Origin of the sequence: Streptococcus suis (genome assembly GCF_029616525.1) — a bacterium.
GTDB classification, from domain to species: domain Bacteria; phylum Bacillota; class Bacilli; order Lactobacillales; family Streptococcaceae; genus Streptococcus; species Streptococcus suis_AF.
Map to the genome: position 1 here is coordinate 22,931 of NZ_JANFME010000017.1, position 21,449 is coordinate 44,379.

Sequence of the window (21,449 nt, forward strand, 5' to 3'; positions counted from 1 at the left end):
GTTTTTATTTTATGATACAATAGAAATAGACTAAAACCAAAGGAGCCCCCATGTCCCTTTCCCTCCGCACCATCAAACTGATATTTGCCACCGTTCTGGCTATTTACCTAGCGACCGCCCTGGGCTTGTCTTATGCGACAGCGGCAGGCATCATCGCCATTCTCAGCGTCCTCGACACCCGCAAGTCCAGCTTCAAAATGGCCCGCAACCGCCTCTTCTCTACCCTCCTGGCCCTGACCATCGCCGTCCTGACCTTCGCTCTCTTCGGCTTTGGCATCTGGACCCTAGGCATCTACCTGGCACTCTACGTCCCTCTGGCCTACCGTTTCAACTGGGAGGCTGGCATCGCCCCTTCGACCGTCCTCGTCACCCACCTCATGCTGGAGCAGGATATTTCTCTGATATTTTTGGGAAATGAGCTGACGCTTTTTCTGATTGGGGCAGGACTGGCACTTTTGTTTAACCTCTACATGCCCTCGCAAGAAAAGAAAATCGAGGCCTACCACGACCAAGTCGAAGACCTACTCAAGCAGATTCTCCTTCGCTTTGAAGCTTTTCTGCTAAATGGCGACGGACGAAACGAGGCAGAATTGATTACGCAGCTGGATAAGACCTTGGATGAGGCCCTGAAAGTCGTCTACCTAGACCGCCACAACCAACTCTTCCAGCAGACCAATTACCAGGTCCATTACTTTGAAATGCGGGCTACACAAAATAAAATCTTGCGAACCATGGCAGGAAATATCAACAAGTGTTTACTGGAAGGCAGAGAAAATGTCATCCTGTCCAGCCTCTTTGAGCGAGCAGCCCAGCAACTGAGCCGAGAAAACTCCGCCAAGGAACTGCTCCTAGACATCGAACTCTTCCATGCCACCTTCCGCGAGCGACCTCTACCGCAAACCAGGGAAGAATTTGAAACCCGTGCTACCCTCTTTCAACTCCTACACGACATGGAAGCCTTTATTCGCCTCAAGGTTGATTTCTATGAAGTTTATAAAGACCAAGAACCGTCAGTTTAAGCCGACGGTTCTTCTACTTTTCCATGAAATTCATCTGATACTTGGTTGTGCAAATGCACGAAAGATAGGCCCATCATGACCGCATTCCCTGCAACTGCAATCATAAATTCTTCCTTGGAAGATACCTTTCCTAGCCAAATGGAGAGGATTAAAATGAGATTATAAAGAAGGATAGAATGAGCTGCCAAACGAATTTTTTTCAGTAGTGTCTTCATAGGAACCTCCTGTAAGTGTTTTATAAATTTATTATATAGAATTTAATAAAAATAACAAGTATTTATGCGTTCTCAACCCCAAAAAAACCGCCAGATTTCATCCGACGGTCAGGTGTTTTATGAACAATTTTAGAAAGGTTAGACAATCGCCTTGCTTGTTTCATCATCAAAGAAATGAGCTTTGTTGAGGTTGAAGGTCAAGCGAACTTTGTCTCCTGGGTTGTGGTAGTCGCGTGCATCAACGCGAGATACAAACTCTGTGCTACCTACTTTAGAGTAGAGCATAGTTTCTGCACCGAGAAGCTCAGATACAACTACTTCTGCTTCTACAATTGAAGAAGGGTAAGTGTCCAATTCCAACTGAGAAGCCTTGATGTCTTCTGGACGGATACCGAGTGTGAAGCTCTTACCATTGTAGCCTTTTTCTTCCAAGTGTTTGCGACGTCCTTCTGGAAGAGCTACCTTGAAACCATCTCCAACAAGAACGCCATCTTGAAGCGTAACTGTGAAGAAGTTCATAGCTGGGCTACCGATGAAGCTAGCAACAAACTTGTTAACAGGGCGGTTGTAGAGCTCTTCTGGGCTACCGATTTGCTCGATACGACCGATTGTACCTGTGCCTGCTGGGTTTTTAGTTGCAGACATGATAACGATACGGTCTGCCAAGGTCATAGCTTCTGTTTGGTCGTGGGTTACGTAGATGGTTGTTGCACCGATACGGCGGTGGATTTTAGCAATCTCTGTACGCATGGATACACGCAGTTTGGCATCCAAGTTTGACAAAGGTTCATCCATCAAGAATACTTTGGCATCACGAACGATGGCACGACCCATGGCAACACGTTGGCGTTGTCCACCTGAAAGGTCTGCTGGTTTGCGTTCCAAGAATTCTGTCAAACCAAGGATTTGAGCAGCTTCTTCTACACGTTTTTTGATTTCGTCCTTGCTGTATTTACGCAACTTAAGACCAAAAGCCATATTATCAAATACAGTCATGTGTGGGTAGAGGGCATAGTTCTGGAATACCATGGCAATGTCGCGGTCTTTTGGAGCCACATCATTCATGAGAACGCCGTCGATGTATGCTTCCCCTTCTGTGATATCTTCCAAACCAGCAATCATACGAAGAGTCGTTGACTTACCACATCCTGAAGGACCTACGAATACGATAAACTCCTTGTCCTTGATGTCCAAGTTAAAGTCTTCAACAGAGTAGTGCTCGCTGTTTGGGTATTTTTTGTAGATATTTTTTAAATTCAATTGAACCATGTTCAATCCTCGCTTTCTTTGATAGTTTTATTATAAATGAAAACGTTTTATTTTTCTCTGTCAATGTGAACAAAAGAAAAAAGATATTCTGTGCAAGTTGCACAAAATACCTTATTGAATCATCAACATCGCTTGTAAATACTCTAAAAATTTTTCCGGGTTCTTAGGAGAAAATATTTCTGAAGCAAGCTCCGGATGGTGGACTGTATTCTCAAACGCAAGAATCAACTTCCCTTTCTCTCTTGCTTTTGAAACAATTCCCTTTACCTCTGAATAGTGGTTGATATCCAAATAAATATCACAATAATCCAAGAGTTTATCGACTCTCGCATCAATTATTTCAGGATAGACCTGTACATTGTCGTAATTCATCAGCGATTTCAATCGTGACGAAACCATTGTATAGGCAGCAATATGAAATTGAATGTCAGGCAAATTGGAAACCAGGTAATCAATGTGCTCCAACTGATCGGTTTCCGTCAATAGAAAAGCGTGCTTGCTCGGACCAGTCAGAGCATCTAAGGCCTCCTCGAAAGAAACCGCTTGGCTTCTTCTTCCATCCAAGGAGCTAAATTCTAAACTAGCGTAATACCACCAGAGCTCCCTGAAGCGAGCAACACTGTATTCATTCCAAGGCTTATCAGCAGTCAAAAAATGAATAATGAGGGGCGTCCAAGAACCTATATCTTCATAAAGATAGGCCCTGTGATCATACCGACTGACCACATCGTAGGTCTGATAGTTATACTGCTTCTCCAAAGGAATCCATAGGTTACCAACAACGAGATTTAAAATACTCTGATCGCCATTTCGAACTGAAGAACTCTTGATTGCCGCAACTTTCAAAAGGATATTGGTCAGACCTTTTCGACGCCATAAGTCTAAGTTCAACAATAACACACCTGAATTAAAATTACCAGCTTCATTCATATTGGGATCTTCGACAGCAGCCAACATTTTATCTTCTAAATCTATTGCAAACAAGGTATCCAAAGACCCATTAACAATAATATCCGAGTCTAGATAGAGAGCTTTCGACTCTGCAACATACTGTGGAATAAACAAACGTAGCCATGAGCTAGAAGGTAAAAAAGAGTGGAAGGCATTGACCCTTTCATCAGATATAAAGATGTGTTTCAGACTTGATCCTAGATGTACTAAGCGCTTATTAACCACACGAATCCATTCTACAGGAACATCACCTTGGTGAAAGATGTAAAAATCAATGTCCCGATTATAAACAGATATCGATTTTATGGTAACTAAAGTCTTTTCTAAGTAATTTTTATCTGTTGCTAAAACAATCGCTTTTCTCATCCTAAGCTCCTATTATAGATTCATATCTGCAATTACCATATAGCATACAGCTAAATCCGTTAAATCCTTTAACTGCAGACCGGTCCAATCATACCACTTATCCAAACGATACTGTAAAGTATTCCTATGGATGTAGAGGGACTGAGCCGCCTTTGTCAAGACGGCTCCTTCTTTCCAGAGAGCCAGAATTTCCTTTTCTAATTGCTGATGAACAATCAAGGAAGTCAATCCCTTTCTTAAAATAGGGTAAAGCTGACCTACCCACAAATACAATTGACTAAAGGTAAGTAAACTCGATTGATGGTGGTGTTTTCTCCATTTAGCAAAGATAGATTGTTCTGCCATTACTAAATCAGGCCATAAACCAACCACATTTTCAGGCCATATTTGACCAAGGAATACGGTCATCCTGAGACCGAAATCAAATTCCATCGCGGAAAGGGTATCCCCGAGAATCTCCCTAACATCAAATTGGGTAGATTGTTCCAAAACAAATGTAAAATCATGTCCATTGGTAGTGTAAAAGGCCTTGAGATTAGGCAATAACTTGGTCATCATATCGAGCCATGTCTGCCTAGTATCCTCGTCCAATACCGTCCAAATATGGATATGAATGATCTGAAGCGTGGTCAACTGTTGGGGAATGGACCCTATTCCATGAAAATAGCGAGCCCAGGGATGGATATCATCCTGACTTAATTCCCCAAACAATAAATTTACCAAACCAAGTTCACGCTCAGTCAAGTCTTCTTTTGGTATTGTAAACCAAACCCCGTCTGATAGCGGAAGTTGGAGCTCTTCACCCTCTCTCCTATTTATAGAGATTCTTCCCTTTGGAAATAATTGCTGTAATCGATCCTTGCTAGTCATCTAGCCTCACTTTCATTCTATATGCAATTGACCGATTTTCTGTCGGTAATTTTTGGGAGATTCCCCACAAATGCGTTTAAAAATCTTATAGAAGTAACCGACATTTGTATATCCAACTTGAAAACAAATTTCTTCGATTCCCAACTGACTGTTCAAGAGAAGCTGTTGTGCTACCTTGATTCGCTGATGATTGAGCAATTCTGCAAAAGTATGCCCGGTCTCTTTTTTGATAAGTTGACCTAGGTAAACCGTATTTAGGTAGAGATGAGCACTCATATCTTTCAATGACAGTTCCTCTGCAAAGCGTTCACGAACAATCGTAACGACTTCCTGTACATGTGGACTGTAAGTGGAACTCTCGGAAAATTTTTTCAGATAATGACTGAAATAATCCAATAGTTGATGTAAATCTCGACTCGCTTCTACCTTTACATAGAAATCTTCCAAGCGCTGATGGTCTTCTTCATTAAAATAGTAAAACACATCCGACATCATCTGATTAAAAAATTGTTTTGTTAGGTAGACTGCCGGAGTGGTTTCCCGTAATTTATCAGCCAAATGTGGTAAAACATCAACGATTTTTGCCAATCTTCCTGCACGTAGAAGCGGTTCCATATCTTTATAGAGTTCAGTGGTAGTAGCCGTTAGATCTTCTGATAGTTGCTTATAAAATAAGCACCTCTCTACCTTATCAATCAACTGCCGTATGGTCATCGTCGGGGTAACTTCTTCTGTATATAGACTACCCTCTGGTCGACTTTCTGTCAACTGAAAATAGTAGACTTGATGTAAAATATTTTTTTCACGACAGTAGCCCATTGGGTTTGGAGTCTCTCTAGCGGCAAACCATGTTTTCTGGGAGTGACGTAATAACTCACTCGCCGTCAGGGTTCCTGCCAAGAAGCCCTTGATATATTCCCTATCCGTCTCTTTCTTCAAGGTTGGTAGCTGTTGGAGCAGCTTAGCCAGTTCTTGTTTATTGATGGGCTTAAGGAGATAATCCATTGCCCCTAGGGAGATAGCTTTACGGGCGTATTCGAATTCTTGAAAACCAGACATGATGATAATATGGGTATCAGGCGATTGTTCTTTCATTCGTCGAACCATTTCTAGGCCTGTCATATCTGGCATGCTGACATCTGTTAGGACAAGGTCCACAGTATGCTGTGAAAAATAATCCAGCGCTTCTTCGGCGGTCTCTGCCGTATAAACAATCTCGACATTGTATTCATGATAAGGGAGAAGATGCTTCATCCCTTCCAAAATCATATATTCGTCATCAACTACTAACATCTTATGCATCATGCTCATCTCCTCGGGGGAAGACACCTTCAAATAAGATTGAATATGTCACCCCTTCCCCTTCTTTAGAATCTAATTCTATCTGGTAACGGTCTCCAAAATAGAGAAGTAACCGCTCATGAACGTTTCGTAATCCGATTGATTGTGACCGATTTTCTTGTGACAGTTCTCGACTTGCCAAGAGGTGTTTGTAGGCTTCCAGAGTTTCCGCGTTCATTCCCTTACCATTATCTCTGATGAGAATTTCCATATCCTGTCCTTGCTTGAGAGCTTTGACACTAAGCGCATTGTCTTTTCGTTTGAGGTCTACTCCATGGACAAAATAATTTTCTACCAGAGGCTGGATTACAAACCGAGGAATTTCAACTCTTTCGCACCCAGGATCCATTTGATAGGCATAGGCAATGGAACGGGGATAGCGGATTTGACAAATGTAGCTATGTTTTTCGCAAAATGAAAGTTCTTCTGCCACCGTTGTCATTTTTGCCTGTGTCACACTACTGCGAAGCAAGCTTGAAAATTCATAAATCATATCCCCTAGCTCATCCATCTGCTTGCTAACCGCATACATACGGAAAAATTCCAAGGTATTGTAGAGAAAATGGGGGTTAATCTGGGCTTGTAAGGCTCGCATATTGGCATCTTTCTGAGCTAACTGCAAGCGATAGATGTCTTGAATACTCTGGTCCATAGCATCCAGCATCTGATTGATTTCTGATGAAATGAGATACATTTCCTGCTCTTTATTGTCCGTCTGTAGACGAAGATGCCTGTCTTCGCCACGAATCTGTTGCATGGTATCAACAATGTCCAGTACTTGAACTTCATATCGTTTAAACACCCTTCTCAGGACCAGTAGTAAAAGAGCAACGAGGCAACTACTTCCTAGAAAAATGATTCCGACTAGGCTGCCAACTTTTTCAATAGCATGTTGCTGGTCAACCCCAACTGCAATTTGCAAATCCCCACTCATTCGATAGGAGAGCGGAGGCGAGGCAACATCTGGTCGCAGACTATAAAATTCCCGATCCAGAGAATCTTGAACTCTAACGGTCATGGGGAGATCCGTCTTACGTTGAATATATTGTTCGAGCAAATCCGCATCGATGGTGACATAGATGGTCGCAATACCTTCTGTTGTCGATGGAGAAAATAAGGTCATCGAAATACTATGTTGCGGAGCCTTGTAATTTTCAGCCGTGACCTTTTTACCAGACTTTAAGTCAGAGGTAGAAACAAAGACAGTATTTGCATCCATCGGAGCAATGTCGACTCCTTCTACGAAGGGATAATAGAGATAGAGAGTGCGAACAGAATCCTGCAAGGAAATCCGTTTGACCATTAGGTGAGGGTGACTCAGTAACCAGACCTGATACTGAGAAGGAGATAATTGAAAATAGTGATAAAGACTGTCTAGACGATCCCTGTCCGTAATGTAGTCTGCTAGATAATTCCCAACCCGTCCTTGATAATAATCCAACTCCTCTTTTAGACCATCTGCTACTTCCTGTTGAATGCGGATGCGATTGGTATCATACTGATACCAGCTGATGTAGGAAAGAATACTGGCAAAGAAAATGACAATCCCAATCACTAATAAAGAATAACTTTTCAAAAGAGTATGAATTAAAACTTTTTTCATAAGTAATCCTTGTCAACTTTCTTATAAACTGGATCAAAGGCATCATAGAGAAACAAGAGCCATAGGACCGGTAGGAAGAAGAATAAAATCAAGGGAAGTTTGAATAGCAAGAACCCACAGACGAGACTGCCCAACAAAAATTTGACCAGGGCTTTCCAATCAAGAAAAAGCGAGACAGCCGCCAACTGTAAGCCTGTTTTTAGACTAAATTCAAAATGTACTTGAAGTTTTAAAAAGAGAGCATAGAGCGCAAAAACATAGAAAAGACCAAAAGCATTTGTAATAAGAACTGCTGGCATCCACCAGGTCTGGGGCAATTGAATCAAGAGCCAAATGCCGCTAAATAAAAGACCAATCAATAAGAGGACAAGACCAAGTCCAAGGTTAAGCCGAATAAAATGCTCTTTAAAATAGCCAAACGCCTCTCGAAAATTATACTTAGATGCATCCATATGATAGTTATCGTAGAGGTAAAGTATCGTTCCATTTGCTGGTGAAATGCCCAGCACTACGCCTCCTAGCAATAGAAGAACCAAATAGATGGCACTCAATTTCATGAGGAAGAAAAGAAGAGTAAAAAGCCTGTCTAACCACCCTAACATTGTATATTCCTCCTTTTTTATCTATTTTATCAAAAAATCGGCACTTTTTGTATATATTAACATAAAGCAAATGCAAAAAGGTTGGATGTTGAACCCAACCTCTTTTCACACTTCATCACCTGTATCGAATTATTTATTTGCTAAAAACTCATCGTATTGTTTTTGCATTTCTTCTTTTACTTTTTTGTAGGATTCTTCTGCTTCCAATTTTTTCAGCATTTCTGGAACAGCAACATCAGGATCCACAGTACCAGTATTGATACTTGCTGCATATTGGCTCATGATATTTTGGATACTTGTAATTTCAGTCTTAACTGCATCAGCATTGAAGTTGAAGCCAAGAAGTGGAGACTCTTCTGCACCTGCCAGCAATTCTTCTGCTTTTTTCACATCTTCATCTGTTACCTTGTCAGTGATGTAGAGAATTTGGCTGTTCCCTGTGTTCCAAGCTGACATACGAGTATCACCTTTGTAACCATCCAACAACTTAATACGATTTTCAGCACTTGGGTCTTTTTCCCAGTTGACTCCCTCTGGACCAAATACCAAGCCGTTCAGCAATTCTGGATTTGTATTGATAAGGGTCAATACTTCCATAGCTTTTTCTTTGTTCTTAGATGTTTTTGAAATGACAAAGTTTGCTACTTGGGTAGATCCGCTTGTCTTATAGGCAGATGTGATTGGTTTAGAAGTAATCTTATAGCCTGCAACTGTTGAAAGGAGGCTATCACCAAAGTCAGCTGGTCCTTGTGTTTCTTCACGAACGAACCAGTTTGCTACATCAAGTGAGAAGGTTGCGTCAGTAGTCGCTGCATCTGCCATAATGTAGCCAGCCTTATAGTATTTATGAATGGTACGAAGGTTATCCATGTGACGGTCCACTTCAAATGGGTTTACCACTTTTGTAGTGTCGCCTTTCAAGTCGATAGCAAATGGTAACTCATTCCCAGCTGGATATTCCAAGCCGTCTGTTGATGGTTTACTAGATTTTACCCAGGCAAGTGGTGTAACATCTGCTTCTTTTTCTTTGATGGTTGCCAACATTGGTTCAATATCATCGTAGCTGTCTACCTTAGAAATATCGAAACCATACTTATCAACTAAGTCTTGATTGAAGGAAAGCATCTGTTGACTTGCTACGTTACCGATGACAGGGACTGCGTATATTTTTCCGTCGATGGTATTTCCTTTGATGTAGGCAGGGTCAATAATGTCATAGAGGGCCTTGCCTTCTTTCTTGTAAAGTTCTGTTAAATCAGCATAAGCTCCTTTTTGCGCATTGATAATATAGTTGTCTGCAAAGGCAATATCATATTCCTCACCAGATGAGGTAATAATGGCCATTTTATCCTTATAGTCACCCCATGAGATATACTTGATGTCTAGATGGGCGCCTGCTTCTTTTTCGATAATCTTATTGGCATTTTCCAAAAGAACATCGATATTTTTCGGTGCGTCTCCGATTTGATACATGAGGATGTTTGTCAATCCATCTTCTGTTGTAGCACTACTTGATGCGGTCTTATTTCCAGTCAGACTACCACAAGCGGCAAGGGCAGCTGCGGACGCAAGGGTCACGCAGGAGTAGGCAAATTTTTTCCATGTTTTCATTTGGCTGTTCCTTTCTATTTTTTTAGATAATGAAGTATGGAATACGATTGTTAAGATAGAGTGATGTCTCTACTCCTTGACTCCGCCAATTGTCAAACCTTTGACAAAGTAACGTTGGAAGAAAGGATAGAGACAAGCAATTGGTAGAGTCGATACGACCACAATAGCCATCCGTGTTGCTTCTTTTGGAAGGGCCCCTGCAACTTCTGATGACATGGCCGCTGCTGCGGCAGCATTTTCAGAGAGATATTGAATGTTTGCTTGAATTTTCATCAGCAGGTATTGGAGGGGGAAGAGGTTATCGCTCTGGATATAGAGGAGAGCATTGTACCAATCATTCCAAAAAGCGAGGGCTGTAAAGAGAGCGATTGTTGCGATACCTGGCAGGGTTAGTGGTAAGCAGATTTGGAAGAAAATCCGAAATTCACTGGCCCCGTCAATCCTGGCAGATTCGATAATAGACTCAGAAATAGTCTTTCTAAAGAAGGACCTCATCACCATGATATTGAAAGGAGACAGCAGCATGGGTAGAATCAAGGCTGCCACTGTATCTTTGAGATTTAAAAATGAGGTCATGACGATATAGGTTGGGATAGTCCCTGCGCTAAACAGCATGGTAAAGAGAGCCATCAGGGTAAAAAATCGTCTGTATCTGAAACTGTTTCTCGAAATGGCATAGGCGTAAAGAACGGTGAAGAAGACATTCAAGCTCGTCCCTACAATGGTCACAAAGAAGGTGATAAAGAGGGCTTGGAGAATCTGATCTTTTAATTGAAAGAGGTATTCATAACCTGCCAAACTCCATTGCTCTGGCCAGAAAGAATAGCCGTTGATAGCCAAGCTTGTCTCATCTGTCATAGAAATGATGATAACAAATATGAAGGGAAGGGTACAAGATAGGGCAAATATCCCTAGTAAACTTGAGAAAAATAGGTCTGTTTTCTTACTAAATGAATGAATAGAAACAGAAGTGATTTGTTTCTTTTTTTTCATACTCCCCTCCTAGAATAAGGCTGATTCCTTATCAAAGCGACGAACAATCAGGTTGGTCACTACCACCAAGATACAGCCGACAACAGATTGATAGAGGCCTGCCGCGATAGCCATACCGATGTCCCCTGTTCCTGCAATTCCACGATAAACGTAAGTATCAAGGACTTGAGTCACATTGAAGAGAGGACCTGAATTTTTCGGAATTTGATAGAAAAGGCCAAAGTCTGCTCGGAAGATATTTCCGACAGCCAGAATCGTTAAAATAGTCATCAGAGGCATTAACTGAGGAAGGGTGACATAGCGGATGCGTTGCCATTTGGTCGCTCCATCCACAATAGCAGCCTCATAATAGGTTGGGTCAATGCCCATAATGGTTGCATAATAAATAATACTGTTGTAGCCCAAACCTTTCCAAATTCCTAAGAAAAGCAAGATGAAGGGCCAATAGGTCGGTGTGCTGTACCAGTTGATAGGATCCATTCCCATTCCCTTGAGAATATTGTTTATCAATCCTTTATCTGGACTCAAAAATGCGTAAACGAAGAAACTGATAATGACCCAAGAAAGGAAATAAGGGAACAATGTTGTGGTCTGATAGATCTTTACCAGCTTCTTCGACCGCATCTCACTAAAGATAATGGCAATACCTACTGCAAAAATCAGTCCTAGTACGATAAAACCAAGATTATATAGGATGGTATTTCTTGTGATGATATAGGCATCGGATGATTGGAATAAAAATTTAAAATTATCCAATCCTATCCACTTACTTTGTATGAGACTATCCCAAAAGCCATTACCTGTATGGCGATAGTCCTTAAAAGCAATCACATTGCCAAATACTGGAATATAGAAAAATAGAATGAGCCAGATGACTCCTGGCAATACCATTAGGAAAAAAACGGCATTTTGTTTTAGATTTTTTATGAGGTCTTTCATCATAGCTCCTTTCTATTATGAACCTTTACATTATTAGTTTACTCCTGATTGGGCCAACTGTGAATTGCCACATTATAGGCAAAATTCTACAAATTATAGGTGTATATAACAACCGATATATTTTCTGTAAAAAACAAAGAAAATATGGGTTGCTAATCAAAATTTGCATAAAAAATCGAGCCCTTTCGAGCTCGAACATCACTAGGTTGTATAGATGGTTGAAGCCGTCGCAATAATCTGCCATTGGTTGGCAGTTGTCGCACGAAAATCCTTGTCTTGATAGAAGTCATCATAAGGGAGAATAGGCACTTCTAGTTCATCTAGTTTAGGTACTTCATTGTTCAGATAGGCTTGCAACCGCTGGATTGCACGGCGAATGCGGGCATCCAATCCCCCTAGGCGAATGTCCACCGTATCCAGACCAAACACCTTCTTCTCTACCATCCATTGGTAGCTGAGTGCCTGATAGAAGCTTTCTAGGTCTATCCTTAGTTGCTGCAAACCGTCAACTTGTTCTGCCAAGACCTGACGATTTCCTTCCTGATAGGCCTGACGAATACCTACTGAAATTGCCGCCTTGGTCGCTAAAACCTGACACAACTTAGCCTGAGTATCAAAGAGATAGGCATAGCCCTTGGCTCGGCTTCCAATCTCTGCCAATCTAGGCGCTAATTCCTGATAAAAGGCACTGTCTTTTTCGGCATCAATATGCTCCTGCAACAAGGGGCAGAGAATATCCTGATACAAGATGTAGCGACTGGGATTGAAACCGTGATGACCTGGACCAGGGTGGCTAGGTGTCTTATTTGGCAAATCCAATTGCAGGAAGTCATCTAGGGAAACTTGGTGTAGTTGATAGAAATGCTCAGCCAGACAGCCAAAATTTCCTCGGTACTGGAGTTCTGCCCAGGCATGAAGACTCGGCAAAATCGAGAAGGTTGCGCATTCTCCACCATTGTCTCCCCAGGCTGTCACTGTCACTTCTTGGACGCCATACTCTTGGCAGGCAGCATGTGCTTCTGGTGCAATCCGCATACTGAAATCATTATCAGGAGTAAAACCAATCCACTTCCAGGCACCACTTGCAAAGGCAATCTGTTCTCCCAACTGCTGATGACTTGCCAGTTTTTGAGCATAACTCTCACTGCTAGTCTGGTAGTAATCCCAATAAATCAAGGTCACTCTGTCCTTGAGACGATCCAAATAATCCTGAATTTCCGAATCAATTTCCAACTGACCGGTATAATCCTTACTCGCTGTCAACAACTGGAAGAACATATCGCTCCACATACTACAATGAAAACCATATTTATCAGCAATATCCAAGATCCGTTCTAAGTGTTGGCACATAATCAGACTTCGTTTCTGATAGCCGTGTTGATTGAGGTATTGACCCAGCCCAACCAAGTGAGCCTCATCCATACCGATGTTAATGGTTCGTGTTTTCAGATGGGACAAGGCCTCAAACATCTTATCAATCAAGGCATAGGTCCTCTCATCCCCAATCAAGAGAATATTGTCCACATCTCGAATGGCCTGAATAGATGAAATGTTCCATTTGAGGTAGGCAATCAGATGGGCCAAGGTCTGGATACAGGGAACAAATTCCATACCGTAATGGTGGCACTCCTCCTCAATAGCCTGCAACTCTTCTTTTGTATAGGCCCCTCGGAAATAGCCAAAATAAGGCTCCTCACGTAGTTGGTAGGTATCTTCCATGTAAAGCTGGAAATGGCTGTAGCCCATCAAGGCCAATTGTCTAATCAAGATCTTACTGGCTTCAACCGTCAGGACAGCATTTCGGGAACAATCTTCCATAAAACCAAGTTGACGGTAAACAGGTCTTTCTAAAATATGAATTTCAGTTTCCCCCTGAGCCAACTGACTAGCCAAAACAAGCAAGCCTCGATAAATCATGTGTTCTTTAGGCGCACGGATACGGTAAGAACCTGCTGAACCTTCAATCCGCAAACTCTCCTTGCCATCGACTTCAAGTTCTAACTGGCAATCCAAGCCCAGCCCAGAACAAATCTCATCTAAGACTCCCTCCGACTGCTGTAACGAATGGTTTATTTGTAACATCATCATTTCTCCTTATTGTAGGGTCTTCATATAAGCACCCATGAGGTTGGCATCCTGCTGGTAGTGGCAGGCACGAATAGCTGGTAGATATGGGAATTCTTCTGGATATTCCTTTTGAATAGCCTCTAGTTGCTCCTGGATGGCTTGGATAAAGACTGGATTCTGGCTGATAGAACCACCGATAACCAGCACTTCTGGTTCCAGGAAATAGGAGATATTTAAAATGCCATAGGCTAGATTGTGTGTCATTTCTTCAATGGCTAATTGACATACCTCATCTCCCTGTTCTGCTAGTTCAAAAATCCGCTTGCCGTTCCAATCTTCCACAGCTTCCTCATACTGACTAGCAACCTGTCTAACCAAACTTCCAGTAGAAGCAAGTTGGGACCAGTTTTTGAGAGGTACCTTTCCAGTAGCAATCAGCATATAGCCAAATTCGCCACCGAAACCTTGTTTCCCTCGGATGAGTTTTCTATCCACAATCAAGGCACCACCGATACCCGTACCACAGACGACACAGGCAAAAGTCGATAACTGGTCATCAACAGCCAATTCACTCAGCCCGACACAATTGGCATCATTTTCCAAATACACAGGACAGCCATACTGACTCAATAACTCATACCAAGATACACCATGGATATAAGGAACGGCACTCAGCCCCTGGATGACACCCGTTTCAAGGTCTACCGCTCCAGGGATACTGAGGGAAATTGCCTCCAAGCCGTTTACCGGCTGAATAAGACTGTCCATAAGCGCCAACAATTCCGCTAAACTGACCGGTGTTGGCCATTCCTGTCGATGGTTGATCTGCTTATCTAAACCAATCAGGGCCGCCTTTATGCCCGTACCTCCAATATCAAAACAAGCTACTACCATATTCTTTCTCCTTTCCATGATAGCCAATGACCTCTGTTCGGATTGCCTGAGGTTCAATCCTAGCCGGCAAAGCCTCTAGTGGTTCTTCTAGCAAATCAACCCCCTCAGTCCACTCACTCCAGTCTGCTAACTGCTCCTGACTCATATTGTAGTAACGTAGCAGGATGCGGTCCGATGTTTCTGCCACCTTCAAAGAAGTCACGCATAAGCGGTTCTCTTCCAGTGCTGGATGGCTCAAAAACTGATGATCACATGGCAGATGCCCACTATGGCTGGTTACTTGCTTAGTTAACAAGTGTCCTTGGAAGGCTTGCGCTCTTTGGAAGCTGGCAAAACCTTCCTCTACTGGGCAAATTTCAAAGGCATAGTCCAACTGACATTCTCTCAAACACTGGGCTTCTGGTGTTGGGAAGTAGCCCCAATCTCCTAGCTCTCCAGTCGCACGAAGTAGTGTCAAAGCTATCTTGCCCCTATCTAGGATTTCATACTCATGTAGGCCCTTGCTCGAAACGGTCATGGCTTGTCGGTCATCTGATAGACTAATAAAACTGCGATGACGCTGAGGATTGGACGGATTTTCCCAAGCTGGATGTGGCTGATTTGGACGTTCAACGACTTCAAAGATGGAATCTGCCAAGTGATTCTCGGCTTCTATTCCAATATCAAGGACTGCTCGTAAGCGATGGTCCTTCATTTGATTGTGGAAATTTGTCTGGATGCGAATTTGGGGTTGGTGGCGGTAGAGGGTCAGATAGGTGGTAAGGAGCAGGTCTTTCTTTTCCTGACTCCTTTGAGATGTTCGATGTTTAAATTCTACCAGACGCTTCTGTTCATCTTCCAGACTTGTTTCCATAGCCACAGGTAGATGCAAACGGTGAGTGACCTTGGCAATGCTGACCGCTTCTGTTTGGTAGACAAGACTGAAGTCTTCTATCTGACCATAGAGCGGTTGGTCATTCTTAGGCGCCATGAAGATATATTCATTGCCCAGATCTCCACAATCTTCAAAGCGTAGCCAGTCTTTATAGGTTTGACCCGTTCTCTTGTCTTCTAGTAAGAGCTGACCATCCTCCACATCGATACGGTAGTAATCATTCTCAAACTGTTCACTTAAACTGCTATTCACCCTAGTGTCACCAATCGGCTTGACTTGATAGGTCTGCCATGAAAATGGCGCCTGATTTTCCACTACAAAGCGGACACGAATCTGGCGGGCAAAATTGGCAGAACGAAAAGCATCTTTTGGTAAATCGTAGCGGAAGTTGGCACCTAGATCTTCAATGGTTGCCTCAAGCTCTTGGCCTTGACTGGTAAAGAGGCCCAAGGCTGGCAGGGATATATCTGCCATGGATTGGAAGTGTTGATCTAGCTGCCCATCGCGAAAATCTTCCTGTTCAACAAGCAAATCAACCTCCACTAACTGGGTTTGTCGGCAGGCTGTAGTATTGAAAACCGTAAATAGTAAGCCGTCTAATTGGCTAGAATCCACCTGCTTTTCCCACCTGTCTAGGGAGCGCTGGCTCAGGAAATGAGCGACTTGCTTGACCTTCTTAAAGCGGGTTTCCATCTCACTATGCACCTGGTCTACGCTACAACCACAGATGCTATCATGGGGGGCATTCTGCAAAAGAAGTTTCCAGGCATAGCGTAACTCATCTCTCGGCACCTTATCTCCTGTCATCACCACCAAGGGTTCTACAACTTGTTCCAAAAGCTGGCTGGCCTGGTCATTGGCCTGTTTGAGATAAATTCTCGAAGAGGCCGTATTTGCCAAGGTGTACCAGCCATCCGTTTCCTGACTAGTCAATTCTCCCTTGACACGACTGAGGTCTACTGGTAACTCTTCCTTGACAGCTGCGATATATTCTTCAAAGCTTGAATGAACAAAGTCTATATCTGGATACAGTTTTCGGGCCAGTCGTAATGCTTGGCTGAGATTTTTCTGGACAGGCTGGTGATCACAGCCATTCATCAGCAGATAGTGGGAGGTTGAAGCGTATTTGCGAACATCTGCCAATTTTTTCTCCCAAAAAACACGCGCTTCCTCCTCATCAACTGGGATTTCATTGCCATTGCTGTACCAGTTAGCAAATAAAATGCCCAGAACCTGACTGCCATCTGCCCCCTCCCAAATCATCTCCGAGAAAGTGGACTGGAATTGGTCATCTCCCAGAACCTGATTATCAAAGCCAACTGGTTTGACCCCACGACCAAACAAGGCCACATCTATACCAGCCTGACGCAGTAGCTGAGGAGCCTGTCCCATATTTCCAAAAGTATCTGGATAATAACCAATCTTCGGAGCCCGCCCCCACTTCTTGCTTTCCAAATGACCTAGAAGGGTATTGCGCATATTTGCCTCGCTGGTGATGAGGTAATCATCCTGCAAGATGTAAAAGGGACCAATAATCAGCCGACCGTCTTGGATATATTTCTTCAATAACTCTCGATTCTGCGGACGAATTTCCAGATAGTCATCTAGGACAATGGTCTGTCCATCTAGATGAAAACTCCTAAACTCAGGATCTGTTTCAAACAAGTCAAATAGGTCATCAAATAGCTCTACTAAGCGCATCCGATGTTCTTCCAAAGGAAGATACCATTCCCTATCCCAGTGGCTATGTGAAATAATATGAACCGTTTCTTTTCCCATTTTATTCCTCCGGTCGTATATCATAATAATCTAAAACCAATTCGCAAAACATCATATTTGCCCAGGAGAACCACTCTCTAGAGTAAAGCGTCGGATCATCCACATGGAAACTCTCATGCATCAGTCCTGTACCGCCATCACAGGCTACCATGGTATCCAGCAAACGCGCTTTTTCTTCCTTGTCATCCGTTGTCAATCCTTGAATAGCCAAGGCAATCGGCCAAATATAGCGATAGAAGGTATGACTGGAACCAAGACCCGCAGCATAGTCGCCCTCGTAGTAATAGGGATTTTCTTGACTTAAAATGGTCCGACGGGTTGCCAAATAGATGGGATCATCTTTCTGACAGTATCCTAGATAGGGAGCCGCCAACAAGCTAGGAACATTGGGATCATCCATGATAGACTGATTGCCCAAGCCGTCCACTTCATAGGCGAAAATGGTTTCTCCCGCCTGATTCTTGGTCAGCCCGAAGGTCCGAATCCCCTGGTCAATTTCCTGTGCCAACCGTCTGGCACCTTCAGCCAAATCTGAGAATTCCTCACTGGCAAACTGCTCTGCTATTTCCCCTAAATAGCCCAAGACGACGACCGCAAACATATTTGAGGGGATGAGGTAAGGGTAGATACAGGCGTCATCGCTTGGACGAAAACCGGACCAAGTCATCCCTGTATAGGTGCAGGGAGCCCCTTTTCCTTGGTGCGTGAGGGTATCCTCTAGCCGATCAGTGTCCCGTTCAAAGCTATAAGGGGAGTTTTCATGGTGCTGCTCCAATTTCCAGAGTTGGACAATTTTTTCAGCTGCCCCAAAGAAGGTCTGGTTAAAATGACTGGTTTCCCCTGTCGCTTTCCAAAGTAGATAGGCTAATTGAAGGGGGTAGCAGAGAGAATCCACCTCATATTTTCGCTCCCAAATCCAGGGTCCCATCTGAGTGTGGTCGGTCTGGTGCCCCCGCCCATTGGCTGCCTGATTAAAGGCATTGGCATATGGATCCATCAAAATAAAGGCCATTTGCCTCTCTACCAGACCTAGAATCATCTGGCGTAATTTCTCATCTTTTCTAGCCAAGGCTAAATAGGGTTTGACCTGGGCTGTCGAATCCCTCAACCACATGGCTGGAATGTCCCCCGTTAAGACAAAAGTAGTCCCATCTTCCAGTTGACTAATGGTCCTATCAAGCGTATCCGTATAACACCTTTCAAATACACTCCCCCAACTTGGGTGGTCTGCTGTTTTCTTTTGAATGCCTGTCAGCCAGTTCTCTATGATTTCTTTTGTGTAAAACATGATTTCTCCCTTTCATCCTTTGCTCAGAGTTCTTCCAACCTCTATCTGGAAAATCCATATAATTTTCATTAGACACAAGGTTCCTAGTATCAGTCTATACAATTCTATATGCAAATCCTATACACAAATTAAACGCATTTTTACACAAATATTGCCAGTTTTGGAAAACGCTTTCCTTTCTTTCCCTTTCTCTATATAATAAGGAGACACAACTTATTATCAATAAAAAAGAAAAGGATAGCCTATGTATACCTCCATCGTTTCAACCATTGACACCCGCTATGGTACTTATAACTCACATGCATTTTCAAACGGCAACATCCTGCCATTGACAGGGGTCCCTTTCGGCATGAATTATTTTGCTCCCCAGACCAGCGACCAGACTGGAAACTGGTGGTTCAATCCCTATGAACCTGTCTATCAGGGCATTCGCTTAACCCATCAACCCAGTCCTTGGTTGGGAGATTTTGCCTCCCTCCTATTGACGCCTGTCACAGGCGAATTAAGCCGAGATAGCCTCTTTCACCGTCAATCCAGCTACCAACTCGACCAAGCTATTTTTCGACCTGACCTCCTCCAATTACAATCCAACCGCTATCGCTTGATAAGCCGTTTAGCTCCCAGCCGATACGGAGCCAGTTTTGAGATAGCGTCTTTTGCTAACCAGCCTATCGGAATAGTCTTCTATTCATCTGGAAAATCCATTTATCGACTACTCAATCCTCACCAATTGCTCATTCAGATTTTTCAGGTCAGCGCCTGCCAATCCCCTGATTTCTGCATGTATGCTCTCCTAGAATTTGAAGAGGAAATAACAGAAGGTTATCATCTGGTCAAGGATCGCAAGATAGCTAAAACGGAAGTGGTGGGAGAAGATTTGCACCTTCGCATCAATTTCTCAAGCACTTCTATCAAGGGGCGCTTGGCTACCTCTTTTATCAGCCCTGAGCAGGCCACCTTTCTATTGAAAGATGTTCCTGACTTCCCCCAAGCCCAAAAACAAGCAGAAAACACATGGAATCAGCTCTTAGGTCGTGTTCGGATTCGTGACAAAAAAACAGAGGACATTAACTTCTTCTACCACTGCCTCTATCGTTGTCTACTTTACCCACAGACTTTCTATGAACCTAGTCCTGATGGACAAGCCATTCATTTCGACCCTATCAGCAATCAGGCCAAGCTAGGTAAGTTTTTCACCAACAACGGCTACTGGGACACCTTCCGCTCCTCCTATCCTCTGCTTTCACTTATCTACCCAGACTATTTGGAAGAGTTTCTCCACGGCATTCTCCAACACTATCGAGATACTGGATTTTTACCCAAATGGCTATCGCCAGACGAGCGCGGTATCATGCCAGGAACTCTTGTGGATGGAGTCATTGCTGATGCGGCCTGCAAGGGACTTGTTCTTGATTTGATGGAAGATTTTCTCCAAGCCATGATTGAAACCAGTCAAAAGACCGATGCAGATCAACGTTACGGTCGCCATGGTAGTCAGATCTATCGCCAATTAGGCTATCTCCCTCTAGATTTCAATGAATCCGTTAGCCATTCCCTTGATTATGCCTACAGTGATTGGGCTATCAGCCAAGTAGCAGAAAAACTGGGGCAGGACCAACTGGCTAAGCAATACGCTCAAATGAGCCTCGGCTACCGACAGTTATTCGATAACCAAACAGGTCTCATGCGTGCCAAGGATAGACAGAAACAATTCCGAGCAGATTTTTCCCCTCTAAGCTGGGGAAGAGACTATGCCGAATGCTCTGCCCTACAAGCAACCCTGTCCGTCTTTCATGACATCGATGGACTGATAGAATTGATAGGCGGAAAAGAAGCCTTCACCACCTATCTCATCCAACTGTGCAATCAGGAAGCTTATTTCTCACCTGAACAATACGGCTACGAAATCCACGAAATGTCGGAAATGGCGCAAGTCAATCTCGGTCAGCTTGCTATTTCAAATCAACCGAGCTTCCATATCCCTTATCTTTTCCAATGGTCTACAAAACCAGAATACACAAGTCTACTCATTCACAAAATCAGACAAACAGCTTTCAAGACAGGTTTTCAAGCCTATCCAGGTGACGAGGATAACGGTAGCCTTTCAGCCTGGTATATTTTCTCCTGTCTAGGTTTCTACCCTGTCTGTCCCGGAAAAGCCGACTACCAAATCGGACTACCGCATTTTAAGGAAGTAGACTTGCTACTTGCAGATCAACACAAGCTGACCATTTCTACTCCAAAAAGCGAGGCAAATTTCCAGTTTGTCAAGCAAGTTTCATTAGACAAACAAGTCATCCAAACCATCAAGCATGACCAATTAGTGACAGCTAAGTGTCTGGAATTTGAGCTTGCCCTACTACCAAGCAACTAACCAGCTTCTACAAACAAAAGAAATGAGGCTGGGCAAAAAGCCCAACCTCACTTCTCAGAGTTCGTGTCAACATCTCAGCGCAGTGGTTGATTGACAGATTTGTTCGTGTTTTACACTCCAAATCTGACCTCTACGACTGATGCGAACAGAGTTCGCCTTATCTCCAACCTCAAACTGTCTCCCAGACAGTTTGAGCTGTGCGGGGGTGGGAGTGAAACAGTCTGGGGATAGACTGTTTCAGCTCAACAACTTAAAACGAAAAATTGTTGACGAACTCTTTTTGACCAGTCGAGTTCTTATACGAAAACTCAAAAGAATGCAAAAACTCCCTCCCTATGATATAATCAAAGCGAAAAATTTTTTATGTTAGGCTACTAGCTCGTCCCTAGTAGTC

The 21,449-nt window shown here is 43.2% G+C and carries 16 protein-coding genes; 2 read left to right on the plus strand and 14 right to left on the minus strand.

The window, feature by feature from the left end:
• The first annotated feature begins 50 nt into the window (after positions 1 to 50).
• Positions 51 to 1,019 carry an aromatic acid exporter family protein gene (locus NOL38_RS07590; RefSeq protein ID WP_277941841.1) on the plus strand — a complete coding sequence of 323 codons (969 nt, stop codon included), beginning with the start codon at positions 51 to 53 and terminating at the stop codon, positions 1,017 to 1,019.
• Here the strand turns inward: NOL38_RS07590 and NOL38_RS07595 are convergent.
• From NOL38_RS07595 to NOL38_RS07660, 14 genes are all read right to left on the minus strand, one after another.
• Entirely contained in the window at positions 1,016 to 1,234 is a 219-nt protein-coding gene (locus NOL38_RS07595; RefSeq protein ID WP_277941842.1) for a hypothetical protein, read from the minus strand. The genes NOL38_RS07590 and NOL38_RS07595 overlap by 4 nt on opposite strands.
• Before the next feature lie 138 nt (positions 1,235 to 1,372).
• Positions 1,373 to 2,503, minus strand: coding sequence for an ABC transporter ATP-binding protein (locus tag NOL38_RS07600; RefSeq protein ID WP_277941843.1), 1,131 nt, complete (start codon positions 2,501 to 2,503; stop codon positions 1,373 to 1,375).
• A gap of 111 nt (positions 2,504 to 2,614) precedes the next feature.
• Entirely contained in the window at positions 2,615 to 3,820 is a 1,206-nt protein-coding gene (locus tag NOL38_RS07605) for a glycosyltransferase (RefSeq protein ID WP_277941844.1), read from the minus strand.
• 12 nt (positions 3,821 to 3,832) lie between these two features.
• Complete coding sequence (locus NOL38_RS07610) at positions 3,833 to 4,690, minus strand: helix-turn-helix domain-containing protein (protein WP_277941845.1); 858 nt, start codon at positions 4,688 to 4,690, stop codon at positions 3,833 to 3,835.
• Between the two features lie 12 nt (positions 4,691 to 4,702).
• Positions 4,703 to 5,995: a response regulator transcription factor gene (locus NOL38_RS07615; RefSeq protein ID WP_277941846.1), complete on the minus strand. Its 1,293-nt coding sequence runs from the start codon at positions 5,993 to 5,995 to the stop codon at positions 4,703 to 4,705.
• A complete protein-coding gene (locus tag NOL38_RS07620; RefSeq protein ID WP_277941847.1) occupies positions 5,985 to 7,634 on the minus strand; it encodes a sensor histidine kinase in 1,650 nt (549 codons plus the stop codon). Before NOL38_RS07620 ends, NOL38_RS07615 begins: the two co-directional genes overlap by 11 nt.
• Entirely contained in the window at positions 7,631 to 8,236 is a 606-nt protein-coding gene (locus NOL38_RS07625) for a DUF624 domain-containing protein (RefSeq protein WP_014638652.1), read from the minus strand. The genes NOL38_RS07620 and NOL38_RS07625 overlap by 4 nt, the downstream gene beginning before the upstream one ends.
• A gap of 129 nt (positions 8,237 to 8,365) precedes the next feature.
• Positions 8,366 to 9,847 (minus strand): ABC transporter substrate-binding protein, encoded by a 1,482-nt coding sequence (locus NOL38_RS07630; RefSeq protein WP_277941848.1) that lies wholly within the window; start codon positions 9,845 to 9,847, stop codon positions 8,366 to 8,368.
• 69 nt (positions 9,848 to 9,916) lie between these two features.
• Positions 9,917 to 10,840: a carbohydrate ABC transporter permease gene (locus NOL38_RS07635; protein ID WP_012027800.1), complete on the minus strand. Its 924-nt coding sequence runs from the start codon at positions 10,838 to 10,840 to the stop codon at positions 9,917 to 9,919.
• A gap of 9 nt (positions 10,841 to 10,849) precedes the next feature.
• Entirely contained in the window at positions 10,850 to 11,779 is a 930-nt protein-coding gene (locus tag NOL38_RS07640) for an ABC transporter permease (protein WP_277941853.1), read from the minus strand.
• 201 nt (positions 11,780 to 11,980) lie between these two features.
• A complete protein-coding gene (locus tag NOL38_RS07645) occupies positions 11,981 to 13,861 on the minus strand; it encodes a beta-N-acetylhexosaminidase (RefSeq protein ID WP_425244234.1) in 1,881 nt (626 codons plus the stop codon).
• A gap of 12 nt (positions 13,862 to 13,873) precedes the next feature.
• Positions 13,874 to 14,740 (minus strand): ROK family protein, encoded by an 867-nt coding sequence (locus tag NOL38_RS07650; RefSeq protein WP_277941850.1) that lies wholly within the window; start codon positions 14,738 to 14,740, stop codon positions 13,874 to 13,876.
• A complete protein-coding gene (locus NOL38_RS07655) occupies positions 14,721 to 17,393 on the minus strand; it encodes an alpha-mannosidase (protein ID WP_277941851.1) in 2,673 nt (890 codons plus the stop codon). The genes NOL38_RS07650 and NOL38_RS07655 overlap by 20 nt, the downstream gene beginning before the upstream one ends.
• Before the next feature lies 1 nt (position 17,394).
• Complete coding sequence (locus tag NOL38_RS07660; protein ID WP_202106374.1) at positions 17,395 to 18,681, minus strand: glycoside hydrolase family 125 protein; 1,287 nt, start codon at positions 18,679 to 18,681, stop codon at positions 17,395 to 17,397.
• A gap of 244 nt (positions 18,682 to 18,925) precedes the next feature.
• On the opposite strand from NOL38_RS07660, the gene NOL38_RS07665 reads away from it, so the two are divergent.
• On the plus strand, positions 18,926 to 21,055 hold the full coding sequence (locus tag NOL38_RS07665) for a GH92 family glycosyl hydrolase (RefSeq protein WP_277941852.1): 2,130 nt from the start codon (positions 18,926 to 18,928) through the stop codon (positions 21,053 to 21,055).
• Positions 21,056 to 21,449 lie beyond the last annotated feature (394 nt).

Excerpts from the sequence above, each read along its gene's own strand:
- NOL38_RS07665 (WP_277941852.1), top strand. The coding sequence starts at position 18,926 with ATGTATACCTCCATCGTTTCAACCATTGACACCCGCTATGGTACTTAT.
- NOL38_RS07600 (WP_277941843.1), bottom strand. The coding sequence starts at position 2,503 with ATGGTTCAATTGAATTTAAAAAATATCTACAAAAAATACCCAAACAGC.
- NOL38_RS07635 (WP_012027800.1), bottom strand. The coding sequence starts at position 10,840 with ATGAAAAAAAAGAAACAAATCACTTCTGTTTCTATTCATTCATTTAGT.
- NOL38_RS07620 (WP_277941847.1), bottom strand. The coding sequence starts at position 7,634 with ATGAAAAAAGTTTTAATTCATACTCTTTTGAAAAGTTATTCTTTATTA.
- NOL38_RS07615 (WP_277941846.1), bottom strand. The coding sequence starts at position 5,995 with ATGATGCATAAGATGTTAGTAGTTGATGACGAATATATGATTTTGGAA.
- NOL38_RS07645 (WP_425244234.1), bottom strand. The coding sequence starts at position 13,861 with ATGTTACAAATAAACCATTCGTTACAGCAGTCGGAGGGAGTCTTAGAT.
- NOL38_RS07590 (WP_277941841.1), top strand. The coding sequence starts at position 51 with ATGTCCCTTTCCCTCCGCACCATCAAACTGATATTTGCCACCGTTCTG.
- NOL38_RS07640 (WP_277941853.1), bottom strand. The coding sequence starts at position 11,779 with ATGAAAGACCTCATAAAAAATCTAAAACAAAATGCCGTTTTTTTCCTA.
- NOL38_RS07655 (WP_277941851.1), bottom strand. The coding sequence starts at position 17,393 with ATGGGAAAAGAAACGGTTCATATTATTTCACATAGCCACTGGGATAGG.
- NOL38_RS07610 (WP_277941845.1), bottom strand. The coding sequence starts at position 4,690 with ATGACTAGCAAGGATCGATTACAGCAATTATTTCCAAAGGGAAGAATC.
- NOL38_RS07595 (WP_277941842.1), bottom strand. The coding sequence starts at position 1,234 with ATGAAGACACTACTGAAAAAAATTCGTTTGGCAGCTCATTCTATCCTT.
- NOL38_RS07650 (WP_277941850.1), bottom strand. The coding sequence starts at position 14,740 with ATGGTAGTAGCTTGTTTTGATATTGGAGGTACGGGCATAAAGGCGGCC.
- NOL38_RS07660 (WP_202106374.1), bottom strand. The coding sequence starts at position 18,681 with ATGTTTTACACAAAAGAAATCATAGAGAACTGGCTGACAGGCATTCAA.
- NOL38_RS07625 (WP_014638652.1), bottom strand. The coding sequence starts at position 8,236 with ATGTTAGGGTGGTTAGACAGGCTTTTTACTCTTCTTTTCTTCCTCATG.
- NOL38_RS07630 (WP_277941848.1), bottom strand. The coding sequence starts at position 9,847 with ATGAAAACATGGAAAAAATTTGCCTACTCCTGCGTGACCCTTGCGTCC.
- NOL38_RS07605 (WP_277941844.1), bottom strand. The coding sequence starts at position 3,820 with ATGAGAAAAGCGATTGTTTTAGCAACAGATAAAAATTACTTAGAAAAG.